At 37.3% G+C, this 23,595-nt stretch carries 24 protein-coding genes and 1 pseudogene; 8 read left to right on the top strand and 17 right to left on the bottom strand.

The genetic code is table 11. The annotated features are described in order from the left end of the window. Positions 1 to 4 precede the first annotated feature (4 nt). Positions 5 to 850, bottom strand: coding sequence for a 1,4-dihydroxy-6-naphthoate synthase (locus tag ACQR30_RS05900; protein WP_429732644.1), 846 nt, complete (start codon positions 848 to 850; stop codon positions 5 to 7). A gap of 251 nt (positions 851 to 1,101) precedes the next feature. On the opposite strand from ACQR30_RS05900, the gene ACQR30_RS05895 reads away from it, so the two are divergent. The 4 genes from ACQR30_RS05895 to ACQR30_RS05880 all read left to right on the top strand — a co-directional run bounded on the left by ACQR30_RS05895 (position 1,102) and on the right by ACQR30_RS05880 (position 4,608). Continuing rightward, a complete protein-coding gene (locus tag ACQR30_RS05895) occupies positions 1,102 to 1,554 on the top strand; it encodes a MarR family winged helix-turn-helix transcriptional regulator (protein ID WP_429732641.1) in 453 nt (150 codons plus the stop codon). Positions 1,555 to 1,599: 45 nt separating this feature from the next. Next, positions 1,600 to 2,124 (top strand): YceI family protein, encoded by a 525-nt coding sequence (locus ACQR30_RS05890; RefSeq protein ID WP_429732638.1) that lies wholly within the window; start codon positions 1,600 to 1,602, stop codon positions 2,122 to 2,124. A gap of 9 nt (positions 2,125 to 2,133) precedes the next feature. Beyond that, on the top strand, positions 2,134 to 2,679 hold the full coding sequence (locus ACQR30_RS05885) for an NADPH-dependent FMN reductase (RefSeq protein ID WP_429732635.1): 546 nt from the start codon (positions 2,134 to 2,136) through the stop codon (positions 2,677 to 2,679). Positions 2,680 to 2,760: 81 nt separating this feature from the next. Next, entirely contained in the window at positions 2,761 to 4,608 is a 1,848-nt protein-coding gene (locus ACQR30_RS05880) for an amidophosphoribosyltransferase (protein WP_429732633.1), read from the top strand. A 5-nt stretch (positions 4,609 to 4,613) separates the two neighbouring features. On the opposite strand, the gene ruvC is transcribed toward ACQR30_RS05880, so the two are convergent. Then, positions 4,614 to 5,183: a crossover junction endodeoxyribonuclease RuvC gene (gene ruvC, locus ACQR30_RS05875; protein WP_429732630.1), complete on the bottom strand. Its 570-nt coding sequence runs from the start codon at positions 5,181 to 5,183 to the stop codon at positions 4,614 to 4,616. A gap of 153 nt (positions 5,184 to 5,336) precedes the next feature. On the opposite strand from ruvC, the gene ACQR30_RS05870 reads away from it, so the two are divergent. Beyond that, the gene (locus tag ACQR30_RS05870) at positions 5,337 to 6,359 is read left to right on the top strand and encodes a lysylphosphatidylglycerol synthase domain-containing protein (RefSeq protein WP_429732627.1); all 1,023 of its coding nucleotides are present in this window, start codon (positions 5,337 to 5,339) and stop codon (positions 6,357 to 6,359) included. Between the two features lie 18 nt (positions 6,360 to 6,377). Then, positions 6,378 to 7,172, top strand: coding sequence for a DUF3108 domain-containing protein (locus ACQR30_RS05865; RefSeq protein WP_429732624.1), 795 nt, complete (start codon positions 6,378 to 6,380; stop codon positions 7,170 to 7,172). Here the strand turns inward: ACQR30_RS05865 and ACQR30_RS05860 are convergent. Genes ACQR30_RS05860 through ACQR30_RS05850 form a run of 3 tightly spaced genes read right to left on the bottom strand, consistent with a single transcriptional unit; the run spans position 7,169 to position 9,246 of the window. Next, complete coding sequence (locus ACQR30_RS05860; RefSeq protein WP_429732622.1) at positions 7,169 to 7,582, bottom strand: thiol-disulfide oxidoreductase DCC family protein; 414 nt, start codon at positions 7,580 to 7,582, stop codon at positions 7,169 to 7,171. The two genes, ACQR30_RS05865 and ACQR30_RS05860, sit on opposite strands and share 4 nt — an antisense overlap. Positions 7,583 to 7,585: 3 nt before the next feature. Continuing rightward, positions 7,586 to 8,686 carry a BT_3928 family protein gene (locus ACQR30_RS05855; protein ID WP_429732620.1) on the bottom strand — a complete coding sequence of 367 codons (1,101 nt, stop codon included), beginning with the start codon at positions 8,684 to 8,686 and terminating at the stop codon, positions 7,586 to 7,588. Positions 8,687 to 8,703: 17 nt separating this feature from the next. Continuing rightward, positions 8,704 to 9,246 carry a DUF1599 domain-containing protein gene (locus ACQR30_RS05850; RefSeq protein ID WP_429732617.1) on the bottom strand — a complete coding sequence of 181 codons (543 nt, stop codon included), beginning with the start codon at positions 9,244 to 9,246 and terminating at the stop codon, positions 8,704 to 8,706. Between the two features lie 44 nt (positions 9,247 to 9,290). Between ACQR30_RS05850 and folP the strand changes: the two genes are divergently transcribed. Then, on the top strand, positions 9,291 to 10,121 hold the full coding sequence (folP, locus tag ACQR30_RS05845; RefSeq protein ID WP_429732614.1) for a dihydropteroate synthase: 831 nt from the start codon (positions 9,291 to 9,293) through the stop codon (positions 10,119 to 10,121). A gap of 197 nt (positions 10,122 to 10,318) precedes the next feature. On the opposite strand, the gene ACQR30_RS05840 is transcribed toward folP, so the two are convergent. The 4 genes from ACQR30_RS05840 to ACQR30_RS05825 all read right to left on the bottom strand — a co-directional run bounded on the left by ACQR30_RS05840 (position 10,319) and on the right by ACQR30_RS05825 (position 14,192). Beyond that, positions 10,319 to 11,260, bottom strand: a complete 942-nt coding sequence (locus tag ACQR30_RS05840; protein ID WP_429732612.1) for an aldose 1-epimerase — start codon at positions 11,258 to 11,260, stop codon at positions 10,319 to 10,321. A gap of 9 nt (positions 11,261 to 11,269) precedes the next feature. Next, positions 11,270 to 11,662, bottom strand: coding sequence for an HIT family protein (locus tag ACQR30_RS05835; RefSeq protein ID WP_429732609.1), 393 nt, complete (start codon positions 11,660 to 11,662; stop codon positions 11,270 to 11,272). A 63-nt stretch (positions 11,663 to 11,725) separates the two neighbouring features. Next, on the bottom strand, positions 11,726 to 13,408 hold the full coding sequence (locus ACQR30_RS05830) for an NAD+ synthase (protein ID WP_429732606.1): 1,683 nt from the start codon (positions 13,406 to 13,408) through the stop codon (positions 11,726 to 11,728). Positions 13,409 to 13,601: 193 nt separating this feature from the next. After that, positions 13,602 to 14,192, bottom strand: a complete 591-nt coding sequence (locus tag ACQR30_RS05825; protein WP_429732603.1) for a T9SS type A sorting domain-containing protein — start codon at positions 14,190 to 14,192, stop codon at positions 13,602 to 13,604. A 167-nt stretch (positions 14,193 to 14,359) separates the two neighbouring features. On the opposite strand from ACQR30_RS05825, the gene ACQR30_RS05820 reads away from it, so the two are divergent. Further along, on the top strand, positions 14,360 to 15,259 hold the full coding sequence (locus ACQR30_RS05820) for a helix-turn-helix domain-containing protein (RefSeq protein WP_429732601.1): 900 nt from the start codon (positions 14,360 to 14,362) through the stop codon (positions 15,257 to 15,259). On the opposite strand, the gene ACQR30_RS05815 is transcribed toward ACQR30_RS05820, so the two are convergent. The 8 genes and pseudogenes from ACQR30_RS05815 to ACQR30_RS05780 form a co-directional block, all read right to left on the bottom strand. After that, the gene (locus ACQR30_RS05815; RefSeq protein ID WP_429732598.1) at positions 15,256 to 16,677 is read right to left on the bottom strand and encodes an NADH-quinone oxidoreductase subunit N; all 1,422 of its coding nucleotides are present in this window, start codon (positions 16,675 to 16,677) and stop codon (positions 15,256 to 15,258) included. The two genes, ACQR30_RS05820 and ACQR30_RS05815, sit on opposite strands and share 4 nt — an antisense overlap. Positions 16,678 to 16,742: 65 nt before the next feature. After that, complete coding sequence (locus tag ACQR30_RS05810; protein WP_429732595.1) at positions 16,743 to 18,167, bottom strand: complex I subunit 4 family protein; 1,425 nt, start codon at positions 18,165 to 18,167, stop codon at positions 16,743 to 16,745. 40 nt (positions 18,168 to 18,207) lie between these two features. Further along, positions 18,208 to 20,136 (bottom strand): NADH-quinone oxidoreductase subunit L, encoded by a 1,929-nt coding sequence (nuoL, locus tag ACQR30_RS05805; protein WP_429732592.1) that lies wholly within the window; start codon positions 20,134 to 20,136, stop codon positions 18,208 to 18,210. Between the two features lie 46 nt (positions 20,137 to 20,182). Beyond that, positions 20,183 to 20,506: an NADH-quinone oxidoreductase subunit NuoK gene (gene nuoK / locus ACQR30_RS05800; protein ID WP_429732589.1), complete on the bottom strand. Its 324-nt coding sequence runs from the start codon at positions 20,504 to 20,506 to the stop codon at positions 20,183 to 20,185. 81 nt (positions 20,507 to 20,587) lie between these two features. Continuing rightward, positions 20,588 to 21,100 (bottom strand): NADH-quinone oxidoreductase subunit J family protein, encoded by a 513-nt coding sequence (locus ACQR30_RS05795; protein ID WP_429732587.1) that lies wholly within the window; start codon positions 21,098 to 21,100, stop codon positions 20,588 to 20,590. A 43-nt stretch (positions 21,101 to 21,143) separates the two neighbouring features. Continuing rightward, on the bottom strand, positions 21,144 to 21,704 hold the full coding sequence (gene nuoI, locus ACQR30_RS05790) for an NADH-quinone oxidoreductase subunit NuoI (protein ID WP_429732585.1): 561 nt from the start codon (positions 21,702 to 21,704) through the stop codon (positions 21,144 to 21,146). Between the two features lie 122 nt (positions 21,705 to 21,826). Continuing rightward, on the bottom strand, positions 21,827 to 22,876 hold the full coding sequence (nuoH, locus tag ACQR30_RS05785; RefSeq protein WP_429732582.1) for an NADH-quinone oxidoreductase subunit NuoH: 1,050 nt from the start codon (positions 22,874 to 22,876) through the stop codon (positions 21,827 to 21,829). Between the two features lie 33 nt (positions 22,877 to 22,909). Further along, a pseudogene (locus ACQR30_RS05780) lies at positions 22,910 to 23,595 on the bottom strand (2Fe-2S iron-sulfur cluster-binding protein); the annotation flags it as partial.

The following is a 23,595-nucleotide window of genomic DNA, read 5'->3' as shown; positions in this document are numbered from 1 at the left end:
GAAATTAATAAACCTTGCGTGCAAAAACTTCATGCTCATCAAGAGTGGTTTCCGGGTGCATGGCCTGATAAACTTTTAATAGTTCCCGTACGGCGTCCCGACCGGTTTTACCTAGTTTAAAACTAAAGTTGTTGACATATAAATTAATGTGTTGTAGCATTACGTCTTCGCTCATTTCTTGTGAATGGCTTTTTATGTATTCAGGTAATGCATCTTTATATTTTTGTTCATAAGCGTATTCAATACTTTTACGAATCAGGCTATCTACTTTTTTTAAGACCGCCGTAGGGAGATTTCTTCTGGCTATAATGCCGCCAAGTGGAATAGGAGAGCCGGTGGTTTTTTCCCAATAGTCGCCAAGGTCAACTACTTTTTTCAGGCCTTTTTCAGCATACGTAAACCTATTTTCATGAATGATGACACCCAAACCCTCTCCGCTTAGTACAAAAGGCTCAATTTCATTGAAAACCTTAAAAACTTTATTTTTTGCATTCGGATATGCCAGAGAGAAAAGCATGTGTGCTGTTGTATTCTCTCCCGGAATGGCGATTAAACTGTTGTTGATTTGTTCTTCAGAAACTTCTTTATGACTAATCAATAAGGGGCCGACGCCATTACCCAAAGCACCACCACTGGAAAGTAAGATGTAATCTTTGATGAGCAAAGGTAATACGCCATAGCTTATTTTAGAAAGGTCAAGTTTGCCCTCAATGGCCCACCGGTTAAGTGTTTGAACGTCTTCGAGGTGCACATCAAACTCGAAGCCTTCCGTATCAATCTTTTTGTTGACCAATGCTTCAAATATAAATGTATCATTTGGACAAGGGCTAAATCCTAAACTTAATTTCATTCGTTTTGTTTTGTGAATCGATTATTATGGTTATTGGTGTCTTGCCATGCTTTTTCATGGGAATTACATCTAAGCATGAAACGATAAAGATATATTATTTTTAAAATTTAGCAACAATGAGCATAGAATTCTTCTATATATCCGGTAGTAGGAAACGAAGCGTCATTTGTTAAAGAAAATAAATTTATTTAAATAAAAGCTCAAAATTACATGTATGTACATACATTTGCATAATTATTACTTTTAAAGACATGAAAATTGCAGAAGTTATAAAGACAGATAAGCCTACAGACAATGAACAAGGAGTAGCCATTAACATCATGCATACCGCTTATATAGTAAAAACATCTATAAATGCGGTTTTGAAGCAGTATGCGCTAACAAATGAACAGTATAATATGTTGCGCATTCTAAAAGGTGCCCAACCTGCAAAAATGTGTGTGAAGCAGATTGCTGAAAGGTTGATTGAGCGAAGCGCCAACGTACCCAGAACAATGGATAAGCTCGTTGCCAAAAAGTTAGTTAGACGTAGTGTATCTGTTACGGATAAACGGGAAACGGTATCTGAAATATCCATTGCTGGTTTAAAAATGCTGGAGACAGTAACGCCTGAATTACAGCAAACATTAAAGGATATTTGTAAGTTAAATAAGCAAGAGCAAGCGGAACTTAATTCGCTTCTAGATAAATACAGAATAGATTAGCTTAAAATAGAAGTATATACATTTAAAAACAAAAATTAGAAAACAATGAAAACGTACAAAATCGATCCATTACATTCAAGCGTGTCTTTTAAAATTCGGCACCTGCTCATCTCCAATGTTACGGGACAGTTCACAAACTTTGAAGCGACATTAGAAAAACCAGGTGATGATTTCTCCGGCGCAAAAGTTACATTTGTAGCACAAACAAATAGTGTTGATACAAATAATGAACAAAGAGATAACCATCTGAAAAGTGCAGACTTTTTTGATGCAGAGAATCATCCGGAAATAAAATTCGTTTCAACAGGCGTACAAAAATCAGATGAAGAGTCTTATAAGATTACCGGGGATTTGACGATAAAAAATATTACGAAAGCTGTTACCATCAATGCCACTTTTAATGGTGAGACAACTGACGGGTATGGTCAGGTAAAAATAGGCTTTGAAGGCGATACGAAAGTAAATCGTAAAGAATTTGGCCTTACCTGGGGCATGGTTACGGAAGCTGGTCAGGTAGTGGTTGGAGATGATGTAAAATTGCAGTTTGATGTCCAATTTACACAACAATAATAATAAAAGATGAATATAGAGATTGTTTCGGGTAGTTCAAGGGAAGAAAGTATCACTCTTCGCGCCGCATTACATTTAGAAGGCCAATTAAAAGAAAAAGCACCACAACATCATATTGGGCTTATAGATTTACGTGAGTATTCTTTACCATTTATGGATGGGGTATTTTCTTCTCCTGAAAAAGCGCCTGTAGCATTCTACTCCGTGGCCAAGCGGATGTTTGACGCGGACGCTTTTATATTGGTGAGCCCTGAATACAATGGTAGTTTCGCCCCTACTTTATCTAATTGGTTTAATCATTTTCCCAAGCAGCTGCATAAGGCTTTTGGATTGGTAACGGCTTCGGATGGAGCCTTGGGAGGCATTCGCGCAGCATTACAGTTGCAGCATTACGCGCTGGCCTTATTTGGTGTTCCTTCCGCTCAAATGCTGGTAATTGGTCAGGTAGATAAAAAATTCACAGAAGATGGAACTTTGCTGACGGAAGTTTTTAAAAGTAACGTAGATAATTTTGCAGCAGAATTCCTTTGGCTAGCCGAAAAATTAAAACAATAAGTTTGCAAGACGCTCCAATTGGAGCGTCTTTTTCTTTTTTACAAATAAATCTTGCCGTAACTTTGCGGTTTCTACTACACAATGAGCGATGAAATAAAACATGAATGTGGCCTAGCTTACATTCGCCTTCGGAAACCTCTTTCTTTCTATCTGGAAAAATACGGAACAGTATTGTACGGACTCAATAAATTATATTTATTGATGGAAAAGCAGCATAACCGTGGTCAAGATGGTGCGGGTGTTGCATCCGTGAAATTGAATGTAGAAAATGGATACGAGTTCCTTCACCGTATTCGTAGTAATGCTCAGCATCCTATTGCAGATATTTTTGCTCAAATTGGGCAACAGGTCAACGACTTGGAGAAATATTTACCCGAAATACAATCGAATCCGGAGTTAATGAAGGGTCATGTGCCCATGTTGGGAGAATTACTTTTGGGTCATTTAAGGTACGGGACCCAGGGTAAAAATGATGTAGAATTTTGTCACCCGTTTATCAAGCGTAATATTGAGCGTGTCAAAAATATGGCACTCGCCGGCAATTTTAATCTTGTAAATACGAAAGATTTATTTGACGCAATTAATTTTGTGCCCGGTACCTTTTCAAAGCAAAGCGATCTCGCTGCGATGATGGAAGTGGTGCATCGCTATATTACAGAAGACGCAGATAACCATAAAGGTGAGGTGAATGTCGCCCGCGTTTTGAAAAGAGCTGCTTCATTATTCGATGGCGGGTATACAATTGGCGGACTGCTGGGTGATGGCAAAAGTTTTGTTTTACGTGATGAGCATGGTATTCGCCCTGCATATTATTATGAAGATGACGAAGTAATTGTGGCGGCAAGCGAACGCGCCTCTATTCGCACTGCTTTTAATGTTGGCGAAAATGAGGTAAAGGAATTGATGCCCGGCTGTGCTTTGATTACGGATGAAAATGGTCATATTACTATTGAACAAATATTGGAGCCTAAGCAAAGACGTGCTTGTAGTTTTGAACGCATTTATTTTAGCCGGGGTGGTGACGAAAAAATTTATAGGGAACGTATTGCTTTGGGTTATCATTTAAGCGAACGCGTTTTGAATGAGATAGACGCGGACTTAAAAAACACTATTTTTTCCTATATTCCCAATACAGCGGAAGTGGCTTTTTACGGTCTGGTGAAAGGGATGGAAGACTATCTGAACAAGATAAAAGTACAGCGCATACTGAGTTGGGGTAACGATTTTACGCCTGAAAAATTGGAAGAAATGGTGAATAGAAAAATTCGCCAGGAAAAAATCGCCATTAAGGATGTAAAAATGAGAACTTTCATTAGTGCCGATGCCGGTAGAAATGAAATGGTACAACACGTTTACGACATTACTTATGGCACGGTAAAAAGAGATGAAGACACATTGGTGGTGATCGACGATTCTATTGTACGTGGTACTACGCTAAAAGAAAGTATTGTGCGTATGTTGGCTCGCTTGCAGCCTAAGAAAATAATTGTTGTTTCCTCTGCGCCCCAAATTAGATATCCGGATTGTTATGGTATTGACATGAGTCGAATGGGGGATTTTATTGCCTTCCGTGCAGCGTTGGCTTTGCATAAAGATAGAGGTACAGAACATATAATTGAGCAGGTATATCAGCATTGTAAACGGTATCACGAAGAAAATAAATTGCATACTGATAATTTAGTAAAAGAGATTTATGCCGCTTTTTCTCCTGAAGAAATTTCCGCAAAAATTGCAGAGCTGATTACACCCGAAGGCGTTCAAATTCCAATTCAGGTAATTTATCAAACGATAGAAGATTTACACGACAGCTGTCCAACAAACACCGGTGATTGGTATTTTACCGGAAACTATCCGACAGCAGGTGGTAATAGAGTTGTGAATAAGGCCTTCATCAATTATATGGAAGGGAATAATTCCAGAGGATATTAATATCATTACTTTTTTGCAATAATTCGGTCGGGGTTTTTCGATAGAAAATCGCCCCAGTCTTTTAATACTTTTGTATTATTTGTCAAGATGGAGATCGTTTGATAATGGTGGCAAAGAGCCACGGCGAGGGCATCTGAAGCATCGAAGTATTTTGGGTTTTCCTGAATGTTAAGGGTTTGCTGCAACATTTTCCATACCTGTTCTTTACTGGCGTTTCCGTTTCCGGTTACAGATTGTTTTACTTTTTTGGGCGAATACTCCGTTACCGACAGAGAAAACTGCATGGCTGCTGCGATAGCTACTCCTTGTGCACGCCCGAGCTTTAGCATACTTTGTACATTCTTTCCAAAAAATGGCGCTTCAATGGCAAAGGTGGTAGGGTTGTGTATTTTTATTAATTCACAAACAGTAGAATGGATCTTCTCCAATCTTACATATATATCTTTATGAGAAGCTAGCAGCAAGGTACCCATAGAGATTAACTCTAATTTATTGCCTTTAGATGTTAGGATCGCAAACCCCATTTTAATGGTACCCGGATCTATGGCTAATATGACAGGTCTTTTTCTCTCCATTTATACAGCAAAATTACTAAGTTTATGGCAGTGTACTGTTACAAACAGTAACGAATACCTATAATCTTTTCAAGAAAGCAATTTATTTTTTAAACAACAAACTCGACGAACTGATTTTTCTAAGATAAAAAGATGATTTTTGCATAATAACGGATGAAGCTAAACGCAAAATACAAAGCGATATTAAATTATGTAATCGGACCTATATTGTTCGTGGTACTGGCTTTCACCATTTATCAAAAAATAAAAGAACAACCGCACCTGGCGCAATGCTGGCAAGAGATTAGTCAAACTTTTATCCAAAATAGATCGTTGCTTTTACTAATGCTTGTTTTAATGTGTGGCAATTGGGCACTCGAAGCATGGAAGTGGAAAATTTTGGTAAGCTTTGTGCAGAAAGTTAGCTTTGGCAAAGCTTGTAAATCGGTATTATCAGGTCTTTCTTTTTCATTATTTATCCCCAACGGTTTTGGTGAATACCTGGGAAGAATGCTCTATATGGATGAAGGAAACCGGTTACGTTCCATTGCAATAAGTTTTGTAAATGCGATATGCAAATTAATTGCTACGCTTTTCTTTGGGTTTATTGGCTTGATCATTTTGTTAAAAAAAATGCCATCATTAAGCCACACCCCAATACAGCTGTCTCATTTCTGGATTCATGTATTAATATATTCGGTTGGTTTTGGGCTGGCGCTTTGTTTGTTGTTTTATTTTAGAATTTCTTTGTTTGTAAAATGGTTCAAAAAAATCCCATTTGTATATAAACATCGTAAATTAATCAATAGCTTAGAAGCGTTTAAGTTTAGTTTATTGATGCGCATACTTCTTATTTCTTTTTTGCGTTATGCTATATTTGTTGCACAATATATTCTGGCCTTTTATCTATTCAATTTAGTGATACCAACAGGAACGGCTGTCTGGTTGGTGACACTATTACTTTTATTAATGGTCATTATTCCTACAATACCAATTGCAGAATTGGGTATAAGGGGGGAAGTGGGAATAAAAGTCTTTGGATTAGTAAGTAGCAATACGCTAGGTATTGTGAGTGCGACCGGCTTTATTTGGTTGATAAATATACTCCTTCCGGCTTTGGTAGGAAGTTTGTTTGTTTTAAGTTTGAAGATATTTAAAAAAAACATGCAAGAAAATAAAATTGGTAAAGAAATTTAAATTTAAAAACGCGTGTGTATGAGAAGGATTTTTTTATTGTTTGGCATTTTGGCTTGCTGCGCCTTTACGCAGGTAAATGAAACAGAGCAGGATTTATGTGGAATGAAAAATACCTCTTTTAAAGTAGGCGAATCTTTTTCGCTTACCATATTTTACTCCGTTGCCGGTATTTATGTCAACGCGGGTACAGCGGAGATTTCCACTACTTTAGGACATTTTGATAATAGACCCGTTTATCGTATCTCTTGTGAAGGAAGGTCCAATTCTTCTTATGATTGGATTTTTAAGGTTAGAGATCATTATGAATCTTATATTGATACGGCAACCATGCAGTCATTAAAATTCATTAGACAAATACATGAAGGGGGATATAAAAAAAGGGAGAACGTTGTATTTAACAGAGAAACCAATACGGCTATCACCGATAAAGGTGTTTTTAAAACGCCGCCCTGCGTACAAGACGTGGTAAGTGCCGTTTTTAATGCACGCAATATCGATTTTAATAAATATAGGCCTGACGATAAGATTCCTTTTAAAATGTTTTTGGGAAATGAGGTATACAATTTATACATCCGCTATTTGGGAAAAGAAAAAATCACCACTCGTCTGGGTACCTTTCATGCAATAAAATTTAAGCCCCTGTTGATAAAAGGGGAAATGTTTAAGGGCGGGGAAAAAATGACTGTTTGGGTGAGCGATGATGCCGATCATTTACCATTAAGAATAGAAAGTCCTATTGTTGTGGGAACGGTTAAAGTGGATATGACCGGTTATAAAAACCTGCGTTATCCTTTAACCTCCCGTATAGATTAGGTGTCTAAAAATCTATTTTTTAATTCGGGCGTGGGAAGCAAGCATTCCTGTTTTTTGCCAAACCACTTATATCTGTTTTTTGCGATAAGCCGATAAAAGAAATTGCAGATAAACTTTGGCAGGATGAAAAATATTGTCGCAATTTTCCACGCGCCATCTAATTTTTGGGCAATGCGCAAAACTGCGGAAGATTGATCAAATAGCTTATCGCGTCTTATTAAGAGAATGCTTTGGGGCGGATCACTGATGACTATCTGGTGTTGGATTAGAAGTTCTTTTGCAAACGCCGACTGTAGTGAAGCAAACTTGAAATGGGCATTTTTATCGTGCTGAATAATAAATTTCACGGCACCATTGCACAAATTGCAGACACCGTCAAATAAGATAATATCATGGGTTGGAAGATTCAAGGCTTATTGAATTTTCATTATAAAACTTTCTATATCCGCATAGCTTTTCTTTTCCAAAATCTGATCTCCCTTCATCAGAAAATAAGTTGGGTTCGCTCTTGCTGCCGTTTTTTCCACTACTGCATCTAATCTTAAAAGGGTTACGTTCTGAGGGAAAAGTTTAAGGGCATCATCAATCTGTGGCGAGGCCACAAAAACTTTCAACCCTTTTACTGTAGCATAAGCTAACATTTTATAAAAGCCTCCCTTTTGTACTTTCCATTTATCAAAAGATTTTACCAAAACCAAAATGTACATATTGGGTTGCCCCAAAATAGCTTGTGTAGAATCACCGCCGGCTAAGGTTTGTAGAGAAAAATCTGTAATGGGAGGTGTTGCATTTCCTTTACGAACCAATTTCTCATATCGATCTACATAAGTATAAGTGGAGTCAAAATCGGCTGGAAAATGATTGGCATCAAATTCCACTATTTTTCCAGCTTTTTCATATTTGAATGTAATAGCAAAACTGTCAGAAATCGCTCCTTTAGGTACTTTCATTTCTTCCAATAAATGATTGCCTTGTTTATAAGCCAGGCAATCTAGAACGGGTAAATGCTCTAAAGTATAAGCTTGTACGCCCGCGGCCACAAATACGCTTAGCAATAACACGACAATTGAGAGGGTTTTTTGTTTAAAATGAGGAATAACTTTTTTATGGTTCTTTAAAATTATGCCGATTAAAATCAATAAAATCAGATCTTTAACAAAGGAATCGAAGGGGCTTAATGGTAAACAATCGCCAAAACAACCACAGCTTCTAAATTTACCGCTCAGCCATGCGTAACCGGTAAGGAAAGCAAAGAATAGCGTGAGTAAAAAAATGACACGGGTAAAAAATTTCATTCCGATACCCACGATCATGGCCACTCCTAAGACAATCTCCAGAACATTCATAAAAATAGAAAGACCTAGCGCCAGGAAGTTTATGGAAGAAATGCCCCAAGCATTAAAGAACTCCTGCATCTTGTAACTTAGGCCTAATGGGTCATTGGCCTTTATAAGTCCGGAAAAAATAAATAAAAGACCTACAATCCAACGAATAATAGGAAGAGCTTTTTTCATCTTTTTATTTTAATGTTTTATTTCTTTTCGTTCGTAAGAATAATTGCAAACGCAGCGTAATTAAGCATATCAACATAATTGGCATCCAAGCCTTCACTTATCAATGTCTTGCCGTCATTTTGTACTATTTGTTTCATTCTTAAAAGCTTTACCAGTATTAAATCTACAAAACTTTCCATGCTCATTTCGCGCCAGGCTTCACCGTAATCATGGTTTTTGGAAAGCATTGTATCCTTGGCAAACTGTATACTCTTGTCATAAAGAGCCGTTATTTCATCAATGCCCAAATCTTCAATAACTGTATTTTTTAAGTTCAATTGAATTAGCCCTATAACAGCATAATTTAAAATACCTTTAAATTCTGAAGGGATGTCATCCGAAACTTTTTGTGTTTTTATTTCTTGCAGATTACGAATGCGTAATGCTTTGATATAAATTTGATCGATGACAGAAATGGTACGCAATACGCGCCAGGAGCTGCCATAATCTTTTGCTTTCTTCAAAAAGATATCTTTGCATAAATTTACCGCTTCGTCGTATTGTTCCAGTGTGTGCGACATAGAAAATAGTTACTTGATTTGTTTACAAAAATAGAACAAAAACAATGTTTACGCTCAATTGTAAAGGAAAGCTTTTGTCTTTAGAAAAACCCATTGTCATGGGCATTATTAATGTTAATAATGATTCTTTTTATGTAGGGAATCGAAAATCTCAAATGACTGATGCTCTATCACTTGCGGAAAAAATGCTGGAAGATGGCGCGACGATTTTGGATTTTGGCGGACAAAGTACGCGACCTCAAAGTACATTGATTTCTGCCACACAAGAAGCTCAACGTGTGATTCCTGTCATTGAAAATGTGATTAAGAAATTCCCGGAAGCCTTAATTTCTATCGATACATTTTATGCGCAGGTCGCTAAGCAGGCGGTAAATGCTGGTGCGTCTATTGTAAACGATATTAGTGCAGGTAATTTAGATGAAAAGATGTTGAAAACCGTAGCTGAACTTGGGGTTCCTTATATTGCTATGCATATGAAAGGCAAACCACAAACCATGAATGCCCTTGCAAAATATGAAAACGCTACACGGGAAGTATTGGATTATTTTATTCAAAAAATTAACCAGTGCAACCTTGCGGGTATCAGGGATATAATTGTAGATCCCGGTTTTGGTTTTGCCAAAATGCCCGCGCAAAGTTTTGAATTGATGAAAAACCTTACCACTTTCTCCATGCTGCAAAAGCCAATACTGGTGGGTGTCTCGCGTAAATCGATGATTTATAAAACACTGCATTCTACTTCTGAAGCGGCCTTAAACGGAAGCACCGTTTTGCATACTTTCGCATTGCAAAATGGTGCAAATATTATTCGTACACACGATGTTAAAGAAGCGGTGGAGACGATTGTTTTGTTGAAGCAATTGGAAGTGTTTTGATTGCCCTTTAAAAGATTTCTCATGGAAAAATCTTTGGGGATGTAATAAAAAACCTCAAGGAGCCTACTTACAGGAGGCAAATTATACTTTGCTCCTTCTTATAGCTTTCCAAATTGCCGATAAAACGGATGGACAAATCGATGCCGCGAGAGGCTTTTTCTGTGCATAGCCTTTCAGTAAGTTGTGACGCAGCAAGACTACAACAGCCCTAATTGATAGCTCGTTGTAAAATGTTTGGTCTCGTCAGGCTTCAGTGTTAGCAAATTCATTTTATTATTAAATGAATCCGGTGCACTTGTTAAGTTTTCTACTGCAATACTTTCACGGGAAGGTGGTGTGTAAATTTGTAAATAAGGATAAGATGCGTCGGGGTAAATGCTTAACTGTATACCCACTGCATAATCCTTCATTTGAAAAGCCGCCTGGTCGTGATCGTTTAAAGTGAAACAATTGTCCAATTCAGTATTGCCGAATTCTTTAAAATCGTTGAAAAGGTCGTAAGCACTGGTCTTACCTGTTGGTAACAAAGCGTCGTTAAATTCTACAATTTCTTTGCTGTTGAATTTTACCTCTGCTGTATTAATGGTTTTTCCCATTTTAAAATAAGGATGCCACCCGTCGTTCAATGGCATCGTATTCTTTCCATTATTGGTTACCGAAGTAGTAACGGAAAGCATATTGTCTTTTTCCAATTTATAATGTACGTCTATCAAGAAAGAAAAGGGAAAACCGTTTTCGATTGTATGGTAGCTGTAATGTAAAACCAAGGCAGCTTTGTTGTCATCGGCGTGTGTAGAAGAGACCGAAAAAACTTGATCGAAAATCAATCCGTGAATGGCGGAGCTGCCCATATTGTATTTCTGAATAGTATAATCTTTGTCATCAAAAGTAAATTTTGCATTATCTAAACGGCAAACAAAAGGGCTGAGTTTGGCACTTTTAAATGCGGGCGCTATATTTTGTTTTGCATCTTCGACGGAAGAAAAACCATCTACCACATTGACCAATTCCTTTTCTCTTTGAATGATAAATTTATTTAGCAATGCACCAAAAGTATAGATTTCGGCTTGCGTTCCGGTGGCGGTGTCTTTTAATAGGTAGCTTGCGCTATTTGGTGAAGCGGCGGTTTCAAATCTCATTTTTGATTTTTATTTTAAGTTATTAATAATTTTTTCCTGAATTTCTTTTAGTTCTTCATCAGAAATTTTGAGCTTACCGCGGGTAAAATTGGTATCATCAATTTCATTGATAGGCAACAAATGCATATGTGCATGAGGTACTTCCAAGCCTACGACGGATAATGCACAGCGATTACAAGCAAAGCTATTTTCAATGGCTTTAGCAATGGGTTTCGCAAATACCAAGATCTTGCTTAGATATTCATCACCCAGATCAAAAAACTGATCTGTTTCTATTTTCGGAATAACTAAAACATGGCCTTTCACTAAAGGAAAGATGTCTAAAAAGGCAAAAAAGTATTCATCTTCTGCAATTTTATAACTGGGAATGTCACCTGCAATAATTTTTGAAAAAAGCGTCATCGTAAAAGAAGATTTTGGATGGAAAGATAAAACATAAATAATTTATCTCTCCTTTCTAAATTCTTAAATTAAATATTTTCCAACGATAGGCACTCTTCTGCCTACGCCAAAGGCCTTAGCAGAAACCCGAATGATGGGGCAAAACTGATTGCGTTTATATTCATTGACATTGACCATTTTTAAGGTCCTGTCAACCAATAGAGCATCAAAGCCAAGTGACTTTATTTTATTAGGACCCCGGTGCATTTCGATATACTGATATAAAATTTGGTCCAGTACTTCGTAATCAGGAAGGCTGTCACTGTCTTTTTGATTGGGACGCAACTCTGCACTGGGTGCCTTGGTAATAATATGACCAGGAATTATTTCTTTTTTGCGGTTGATATAAGCAGCTAAGGCGTATACCTGCAGTTTGTAACAATCGCCCAAGACACCCAGGCCGCCGGCCATGTCGCCATATAAAGTGCCATAGCCGGTGGATAATTCACTTTTGTTGGAAGTGTTTAATAAGATGTAGCCAAATTTATTCGCAATGGCCATTAGCAAATTCCCTCGTGTGCGACTTTGCATATTTTCTTCCGCTACAGAAAAAGGTAAATCTTTAAAGATTGGTTTTAACTCTTTTAAAAGTCCTTCATAAATATCTTTAATGTGAATAATTTCATAAGGATTATTTAGATGCTGGCTGAGTGCTATTGCATCTGCTACGGAATGTTCTGTGGAGTAGGGTGAGGGCATTAGCATCGCGTGTACGTTCTCATTGCCCAAAGCTTCGCAGGCCAGGACTAAAGTGACTGCCGAATCAATGCCGCCCGAGGAACCAAGAATGGCTTTTGTGAAATTCATTTTAGAGAAATAATCTCGAATGCCCATCACCAACGCATTGTAAATTTGCGCTATATTTAGTTCAGGTATTAATATTTCGGGATTTAATTCATGTAAGGGTAATTTATCTGCACTTTCGATAACCGCTGCATTGAAACTACCATCATCGTTAAGTTCTAAACCATCGACAGATTCTTCAAATAACGGGAATGCTTTGCAAATATTTCCCTTACGATCAAAAATATAAGATCCGCCGTCAAAAACGATCTCTGTTTGTGAACCAACCGCATTACAATAAAACATGGGTAGTTGATATTTCAGAACATTCGCTTTGATAATGGCTTTTCGATCTTCGTCGTGGGTATAGTCAAAAGGAGATGCCGAAAGATTAATCATCATGTCCGGCTGCTGTTTCATTAAAATATCCATCGGACAAATGCGGTACAAAGGATTGTCGCCAAGATTCCAAATGTCTTCACAAATGGTTACGGCCAGACGTTTTCCTTTAAATTCCATTACATTCCATTGGTAAGCTGGTTCAAAATAACGGTTTTCATCAAATACGTCATAGGTGGGCAAGAGTGTTTTATGCACTTCAGCTTTTATTTCTTTTTCATAAAGTAAAAATACGGCATTGAATAAATCTTTTCCTTCGCGTTGCGGATTGCGTGCCGGCGCGCCCACCAGTACACCGATTGTATCTGCATGTTGTTTTATCTTATCGATGGCAGCATAGCTCTTTTCTATAAAGTCTTCAAATTCCAAAAAATCGCGTGGAGGATAACCGCAAATGCATAGCTCACTAAATATGATTAGGTCTGCGTTCTGCGCTTTTGCCGTTTTGATAGCCTCTATTATTTTTTGTGTATTGGATTCAAAGTTACCTATATGATAATTCTGTTGTGCGAGAAATATTTTCATCTAAGACTAATTTTATTGTAGCGGTCAGAGAAAGCAAGTATACTAACTTTTCCTGTTCCAAAAGTAAATGAAATTGACTATTTAAATAAGTGGAAGTATCATTATCTGGAGCGATTTTTAAAGAAATAAAAAAACCATGAACATTTAAGTCCATGGTTAATCATCATTGTGGTCGTTATTCAGCGTTCAAATCTTATTTGTTTTCAAAAGTAGTTGAATAGTCGTGTTTTAGTAACGGTGATACAAATGCAATCCTGTAAGTTCCTTTAGGAACTTTAGAAAAGTCTAATGTTTTTTGAAATTCCAAATCGCTACTAGTAATCGTTTGTACAAGGTTGTCGTTGCTATCATATATGTTTAATGACAGACCTACTTTTTGTTCATTTGTGTAAAACACATTTACCTTGTTGTTATTCCTTTTCACAAAAGTGGGTTTTAACAACAAATCTTTTTCTTCGGATACATTCAAACTATGTACATCTTTTATAATTGAAACAGCTTTCGTAATGTTGCCGTTTTCTATTTTTATAAAATACTGACCATCTGGAACTGTGCTGAAATCAAGATTTTTTACATTGCCATTTTCCCAGTTATTGGTGTAGTATAGAACGTCGCCGTTTTGATCAATAATGGAAATAGCTTCGTTAGTGTTAGTATTGTTAACCGTAACTGTCACCATCTCATTATTAGAACCGTTGACATCAATATTGATATCATTTGCTTTTGCTAAAACTGCAGTAAACATAAAAACTGCAATCATCATATAGCTTATTATCTTTTTCATTTTCTTCTGTTTTGTATTTATTTATAGTGCAAAGGTAAAGCGGTCCAAATCGAGATAAAACAAGTATTTTTTCCAAAATGTGTACTATTTTGTTTAATATTCGTTAGTTTTGCCTAAGTATTGTAATAATATGATGCATATATTTGTTAGTTTTAAAAGAAATAATTATGAAAACAGCAATAAGTCCGGTATTAGAAAGTCTTAAACCTAAATTTGGTAGTTCATTTTTATATAAAAGGTTTGATGAAAATAATTTGAATATTGTGGGTTCTTATTGGCATTACCACCCGGAACTGGAAATTGTATATATAAATAGAGGGGGTGGTAAAAGACAGATTGGAAGCCATCTTTCACATTATCGGCACGGAGATTTAATCTTGATAGGGAGTAATTTGCCTCATTGTGCTTTTACAGGTAAATTAAAGGAGGACCAGCGGGAAACAGTTATTCAGTGGTCTTACGATGCATTTGGTAAAACCTTTTTTGATATTCCCGAAATGCGGAATGTGAAGTTATTATTTGAGAAGGCCTTGAACGGGGTTATTTTTCAGGGGGATGACAAAAAAATAATTGGTGCAAAAATAGAAGCGATGGCGGGGTTAAATGATAGCGAAAAGATGCTTGCCCTGCTGGATGTTTTTTGCTCAATGGCAGCGTCAGAAAACTATACTATTTTGAATGCGCGGGGCTTTTTGTTAGAGACAAAGGTAGAAGACCAGCAAAGAATAAATTTGGTGTTTAATTTTGTAAAAGAAAATTTCAGCGAACATATTACGTTAGACGATATTGCGCACTACATCAATATGACACCTTCGTCCTTTTGCAAGTATTTTAAAAAAATCACCAACAAAACTTTTGTGCAATTTCTGACTGAATATCGATTGGTTCATGCGGCGAAACTATTGCATGAAAGTAATATGGGCGTATCTGATATCTGCTACGAATGTGGGTTTAATAACTATAGTCATTTTACTAAAAAATTTAAGGCTCATTTTAGTGAGACACCTCTAAATTATAGAAACGAGATGAAAGTGGCATTATCAGATGCTACTGAAAGTTTAAATTAGAAGTACAAGAAATTCAACACTATTTGTGGAAATGCGCCAATCAAGATGACCAGTATTGCCAGTGCTACAATAAGTATTTTGTATGTTTTACTTATTTCAAATTTGAAAGAGACTACCCCTTCTTTGAAATACATTGATTGAATAACGCGGAAATAATAAAAGGAACTGATGGCCGCAAAAACTACGCCTACAACAGCAACCCATACATATCCATGTATTTGTACCACCGATGCCAACATATAATATTTTGCAAAGAAACCGGCTGTCAGAGGGATTCCTGCTAAGGACAATAGAAATATTGCATTGGCAAATGCCAAGGCTGGATGGGATTTGGACATGCCATTGTAACCTTCTAAACTATAATCTTCCATTTTGGCAAGTGTCGCAAAAAGACCGATAGTGGCAAATCCATAGGCTACGGTGTATAATAAAATACCTTCATATGCTGTGGGGTTTAAGCTTAATAATGCATAAAGCATAAAACCGGCTTGAGCAATAGAAGAATAAGCCAGCATGCGTTTAACGCTTTGTTGAAAAATGGCAGTAATATTACCGAATAACAACGTTGCGATAATAATAATGGTAAATAACATTTTCCAATCTACTCCAATGGCCGCATTTTCTATAAAACTTGTTGCGTTTGCGCGCACCGCGAATAATCGAATAAATGCAATAAATGCTCCGGCCTTCACGATGGTCGCCATAAATGAAGTAAATACACTTGGTGATCCGTCATAAATATCCGGTGCCCAAAAGTGAAATGGTGCTGCCGAAACTTTAAAACACATGGAAGCCAACAGCAATATCATTCCTGCGACATCTAAAAATGCTAATGGTGTGCTTCCTTTTGCAAAAGAGGCGGATGCCACAGAAGTGTGGTCTAATAAAAAGCTTCCAGTGCCTCCATATATCAGCGCAATGCCCATCAACATAATTCCGGTAGAGAAGGCGCCCATCAAAAAATACTTCAATGAGGCTTCATTGCTTTTTAAATTAAGTTTTCGAGAGCCCGTAAGTATATACAAAGGAATGGACATGATTTCTATACCAATAAATAGCATTAATAAGCTATTAAAAGAAGTCAAAATAAATATACCGCAGAGTACAAAAAATATCAGGGCAAAATATTCAGCCACGTAATTTCCAACTCTGTCAATTTCCGACCCTGAAAGTGCCGTATAAACAATGGTACAAATAATAGCCAATGAGTTGAAATACAAACCAAATTTGTCAAACTTCAACATGTCGTACAAAGGAATCTGGAACACGGGCTGTCCATATGTTTCAGAGATATTGGCAATCAGTAAAATAACTAAACCAATAATCGCAACGATTTTATAAGATTTTGTATTTTTTACAAAAGCGCTGCAAAACATCATTACTACACCTAAAATTGCTGACAGTATGATTGCGTTCATAATTCTATATTAAATCAAAATTCAAAAGTAAAATTCAAAAATATTTTAAACCTGTTTGTTATTCATTATTTCAAATGCAATACGGCCTGTACTGTATCACGAGTCAAATGCAGTATGGGCTGTGGATATACGCCTAAAAATACAATTATTAAAGCCATAATAATCAAAGTATAATTTACATACATAGGCGCTTCTTTTGCATCTTTTGTAAAAGAAGAAACTTCGCCGTAAAATATCTTTTGCATGGCACCCAATGTATAAATCGCTACCAAAATGATGCTGATGCATGCAAAAACTGCTGCCCATATATTATAACGGAATAGCCCGTTAAACATCAAAAATTCACCTATAAAAGAGTTGGTGAGCGGAAGTGCTACATTCGCTAACGCCATTATTAAAAACATCGTTGCCAATAGGGGTGCACGTTGTGCCAGGCCACCAAGATCACTAAATTTGCGTGTTCCGGTTTGTTGTTCTATAGCGTTAGCCACAATCCACAATCCGATAACCACAATCCCGTGATTGAACATTTGCACCATTACCCCTTGCAGACCCACTTCCTGCAGAGTAAAGATGGCTGCGCACATCAGGCAGATATGTGCAATAGAAGAATAGGCGATTAATCTTTTTAAGTCATCTTGTTTTATAGCGACCAGAGAAGCATATAAAATGCCAATTACAGCAAGTATAATAATGATGTGATTGAAATGCAGCACCGCTTGCGGAAACATAGGTAACACATAGCGGATGGTGGCGTAAATACCCATTTTCACCATTACACCACTTAAAATCATTGTAGCCGGTGTGGGCGCCTGTTCATAAGCATCTGGTTGCCAAGTATGCAGGGGAAACAAAGGCATTTTAATAGCGAAGGCTAGGAAGAATAGCCAAAAACCAATATTTTGTTGTGTCGCTGAAAGGTGTATTTTGTAAAAAGAGCTGATAGCAAAACTATGCTCGGGGTTGATAAAATACAAATAAAGCAATCCGATAAGCATCAGCAAAGAACCGATGAAAGTATATACAAAAAATTTGTAGGTAGCTTGTATTTTTCGTGCGCCCCCGTATTCGGAACAAAGGAAGTATGCCGGAATTAATGCAAGTTCCCAGAAGAAGTAAAACAATAGTACATCTGCAGAGAGAAAAACACCCATCATTCCTGCTTGGGTCAGCAGCATTAATGCGTAGAAGTTGCCGGGTTTGGAATATCTGTTTCCAAGCGAAGAAGAAAAAATTAACGGCAATGTAATTGCATTGAGCAGACAAAGCATTTTGGCCATTCCATCCATTGACAAGGAAAAGCTGCTATTTAATTGAGGCAGCCATTGTGTATCATAAGCAACAGTTCCTGGTGTGGCAATTACATATAGTGTAACTAAGAATGTAATAACCGATGCAATGAGCGAAAAGTTCTTTGCTGCCCGATCATTTTTTATAAAAAAGGATAAAAGGCCTGCAATTACCGGAATAAGAATGAGTAAAACTATCATATCTGTGTTGTAATCTCTTTACAAAAAGTTGATGTATATATTATTTAAAAATAACGCTGACAAAATGTGCTATATAAGCCTGATTCCAGAAAACTAAAAACAAAATCACCAAAGAAAGTACCATCATTAAAATATAGGAGCCTACTTGCCCGCTTTGCACCAATCGGATTTGCCTGGATGAATATTGTATAAATTTCCCTACTCCGTTTACAATGCCGTCTATACCGGATTTCTCAACAATGTTTTTTAAGAAAGCCGTAAACTTCATTAACGGGTTAGCAACCAGCGCATCATATATTTCATCTACATACCATTTATTTTCCAACGCTTTTGCAATGCCGGTTGTAGGCCTTGCCTGGTCTTCATAGTTAGAAAATTTGGTCCAGGCCCAAATAATAGAAAGGATAATGAGTATCGTCGAAATGGCCATCAATAAAAGTTCTGTTGAGCGGGAGACCTCATGGACGTGCTTCAGTGGTTCTGAAGCAGCGAATATGGGACGCAGATAATTTTCCAATAAATGCGCATTCGGAACAAACACTTCCGGAATGCCAATGAAACCACCTACTACAGCAAGAATCGCCAATATTGACAAGGGAATCGTCATCGCCTTTGGACTTTCGTGCAAATGGTGTTTCTGCTCTTCGGTTCCTCTGAATTTCCCTAAGAATGTCATGGCATAAATACGGAACATATAGTAAGCCGTGAGTAATGCGCCAAACACACCAAAATAATATAAGATAGGGTTAGAAGCATAAGCTGCCGATAAAATTTCATCTTTAGAGAAAAAGCCTGAAAATGGTGGTACACCTGCAATAGCCAGGCAAGCTAACAAGAAAGTAATATGAGTAATGGGCATAAATTTTTTCAACCCACCCATACGGCGACCATCTTGTTCACCACCCATTGCGTGTATTACAGAACCTGCGCCCAAGAATAAAAGTGCCTTAAAAAACGCGTGTGTCATTACGTGAAAAACGGCTCCTCCATAAGCGCCGACGCCTAATCCTAAAAACATATAACCCAATTGGCTTACCGTAGAATAAGCCAATACTTTTTTAATATCATTTTGTTTACAAGCAATTGTTGCGGCAAACACCGCAGTGGCTACACCTATAATAGCGATTATTTGATTGGTAAAAGGCGCCATTGCAAATAATAAATTACTGCGCGCAATCATATAGACACCGGCAGTAACCATTGTTGCAGCGTGGATCAATGCAGAAACAGGTGTCGGCCCTGCCATCGCATCCGGCAACCAGGTGTATAGGGGTATTTGTGCGCTTTTACCGGTTGCGCCTACAAATAACAATAGTGTAATACCTATAATGTCGTGAGAAGATAGTTTTGATAAAGCGGCTGTTGTAAATACTTCACTATAGCTAAGTGTTCCCAATTTTTCTAAAAGCCAAAATAAAGCAATGATAAATCCAAGGTCCCCAATACGATTCATCACAAAGGCTTTGCGGGCCGCATAATTGAATGTATTATTTTTAAACCAATAGCCGATGAGTAAATAAGAACATAACCCTACACCTTCCCATCCGATAAACATTATCAAGAAGTTAGCACCCATCACGAGCAACAGCATAGAAAAAACAAACAGGTTCAGATAAGCGAAATAACGCGCGAAATGATGCGATTGTTCATCGTGCATATACGAAGTAGAATACACGTGTATTAAAAAACCAACGCCAGTAATGATTAATAGGAAGATGGATGTCAGTTGATCAATTTGAAAGGCAAATGGTATGTTGAAGCTTGAGATATTGATGAAATCAAAATACCTTATGGTCCCGGCTCCCCCAGATTTTACATCGAAAAAGAGTACAAGACTTACAATAAAAGAAATTAACAAAGCGCCCCAACCAACAATGCCCACAGCTTGTTTGCTTAGTTGCTTACGGAATATCCCGTTGATTAAGAAACCCAATAAAGGAAATAATGGTACTAAGTATGCTAAGTTCATAATATCTTATATGTAAAAATTAAAAAGAGTAGCCAATCGCTTTTATTTAGTTTTTCAGTCTGTTTAAAAAGTTGATATCTGTCGAGTGCGTATTTCGATACATCATTACTATAATTGCCAGCCCTACACTTACTTCCGCAGCCGCAACTACCATGATAAAGAAAACAAATATTTGACCATCAATTCCGGCAAGTACATTGCCTGCAATGCCTTGATGTGTCTTGGAAAATGCAACTAAAAGCAAGTTTGCCGCATTTAGCATTAGTTCTATACACATAAAAACAATGATAGCATTTCGGCGTATTAAAACACCTACAACACCAATAGAGAAAAGCGTTACGGCCAAGGCTATGTAATATTGTATAGGCATAATTAATTATGATTTTTGATGTCTGATCTACGATTTATTTAAGATATTTATTTTCCTATTCATTTGTTCATCCCCCATTCGTTAATTTTTCTTTCCGATCACTATGGCACCGATCATAGCGCTTAAAAATAACACACTGCATAATTCAAATGGTAATGCATATTGGGTAAATAAAACCTGTCCCAAATTCTTTATTAGCCCGATATTCCCGGTATTAAAAGTGGTTATTTGCGGATGCGCTTTTGTTTGATCACTGTAGGTGCGAACAACAGAAATTAAAATCCAAAGCAACATACCTGCAGAAATTACGCCTATGAGTTTTGCCCAGATATTTTTGCGCGGTTCGGTATTGCTGTTGAGATTCATTAACATTATTACGAAAAGGAAAAGTACCATAATGGCACCCGCATACACGATAATATTAACGATGGCCAAAAATTGGGCGTTCATCATAATATAATGCCCCGAAATTGCAAAGAATGTTGCTATAAGCCACAACACACTATGTACAGGGTTTTTGCTCACAACGACCATTATTGCACTAAAGATAGTGAGCACACTTAGGATCCAAAAAAGTATTGCAGCTATTCCCATTTTTTATTTTTCAAAAATTATTGAACAATTATTTTAGCAATGTTTATTTTAACGAACCTGCTGTTGTTGGTTGATTCTTTCCAAGAGCCTCTGCATAAGCTTCGGGCTCGGTAACCGGATTAGGAATCAGCATATCTTGTTTTGTATAAATAAATTTCTTTCTGGCATAATCAGAAGGCGTAACCGTTTCACTCAAATAAATAGCATCTTTCGGGCAGGCCTCTTCGCATAATCCACAGAAAATACAACGCAACATATTTATTTCATATTTTGCAGCATATTTTTCTTCGCGATATAAATGCTCTTCACCCGGCAATCTTTCTGCTGCTTCCATGGTAATCGCTTCTGCAGGACAAGCTACGGCGCATAGTCCGCAGGCGGTGCAACGTTCGCGGCCTTCTTCATCACGATTGAGTACGTGTAGTCCCCTGAAAACCGGACTGAATGGTCGTGTCTCATCGGGATAAGAAACGGTGACTTTCTTTTTGAAAAAATGTTTCAAGGTAATAGCCATGCCTTTAGCTATCTCCGGAATATATATTCTTTCAGCAAAAGTCATCGGACTTCTGTTTACATTTTCTGATCTATTCGTTAAACTTTGCATGTCATTATATTTATGATTTGCGATGTAAGAATTGTTATCTTCTCAGACCGGCAAATTAATCATCCAACTTTTTCAATTAATAGCTTTAACTATCAGTACCCAATCAACTAATTTCCAAATTTCTATTTATGCAGTAACAAAATCACTACCGCTGTTATCAGCATATTCACCAATGCTAAAGGCAATAATTTTTTCCAACCCAAATTCATTAATTGATCATAACGGAATCTTGGAACTGTCCAACGTACCCACATAAAGATGAAAATGAAAATAACTATTTTGACCATTAATGCGATAATGCCTATCAACGCGGCGACGTTAGGAGACAACAAGCTTTCATTTAAGAAAGGTACATCGTACCCCCCAAAAAATAAGGTAACCATTACTGCGCTGGAAATGAACATATTCACATATTCCGCAAACAAATAAAAGCCAAGTTTCATCGAAGAATATTCCTGGTGATAGCCCATGTTCAATTCATTTTCGGCCTCGGATAAATCGAATGGAGTACGGTTACATTCTGCGAAAGCACAAACAAAAAATATTAAAAAGCCCAATGGTTGGTAGCAAATATTCCATAAATGGCCGGGTGCCATTTGTTGATCTACAATAGTCTTTAGGCTTAAAGTTCCCGTACACATCAATACCGCAATCAATGCCATGCCCATTGCTAATTCATAGCTAATGGCTTGTGAGGCACCCCGTAAAGCAGAGAGTAAAGAAAATTTATTATTGGAAGCCCAACCGCCAATCATGATTCCATATACACCAATGCTGACCGCACCAAAAACGTATAAGATACCAATATTTACATCTGCAATTTGAAGATCAATATGTCTACCGCCAATTTCCAGATAATTACCCCAGGGAATTACGGCACTTGTAATTAAAGCTGCTGTCATTGCCATTGCCGGGCCTAAAATAAATAACCATTTATTGGAAGAGTTCGGAATGATTTCTTCTTTAAAAATAAGTTTGGCACCATCAGCAAAAGGCTGCAATAACCCAAAGGGTCCGGCTCTATTTGGACCTTTGCGGTCTTGCATAAAGGCAGCAACTTTTCTTTCTGCCCAAGTGGAATATAGGGCGATGCCTAAGCTGGCAAAAACCACCACAGCAACTAAGATGAGTTTTTCTATTACAATGGTCCAGTCAAATGCTAATAAAGTCATTTTCGTACGTTCTAATAATTTTTAAGCAAATCTCTATTTATCCTTATCAAAATCTGTTGAATGCGCCGGGCCTTCAATCAGGCTTAAATCAATGTCTTTTTTATTTACGCCGCTTACCTTACGAATGTCCATAAACAAGCGCGGCTTTTTGCCAATTACTTCGCCAATCGTTTCTGTTGGTTTTTTCAGACCTATATATTTATTAGCCGAGATAACGGAATGACGGGCCATTTCTCTCGGTCCTTCTATTATCCAATCACTAGTTTTCTTTTTATCAAAACGACAATCATTGCAAATCCAATCTTCTACTTCGCCCCATTGATCTTTGCGGGCAGTTACACGAAAGACTTCGTCGCCGCGGTTCCAAAGCGTTACTTTGCCACAACATTTTTCGCAGTCGCGATGCGCATTTAAAGGTTTTAAAAACCATACGCGATTTTTGAATCGAAATGTTTTATCTGTCAAAGCGCCAACCGGACAAACATCAATGACATTTCCAATAAATTCGTTATCTAAGTTTTTTTCTAAATAGCTGGTTATTTCCGCGTGTTCACCACGATCCAATACACCGTGTTCTCTATTTTTGGTAAGTTGATCCGCTACCATTACACAACGGTAACACAAAATACAGCGTGTCATGTGCAGTTGTATTTTGTCGCCTAAGGTATGTTTTTCAAAAGTGCGGCGTTGAAATTCATAACGAGTACCCGCTTTCCCAT

The organism is Arachidicoccus sp. (assembly GCF_050436765.1).
Classification (GTDB): domain Bacteria; phylum Bacteroidota; class Bacteroidia; order Chitinophagales; family Chitinophagaceae; genus Arachidicoccus.
Note: the sequence above shows the minus strand (reverse complement) of the source record. Positions and strands in the feature narration are given on the sequence as shown.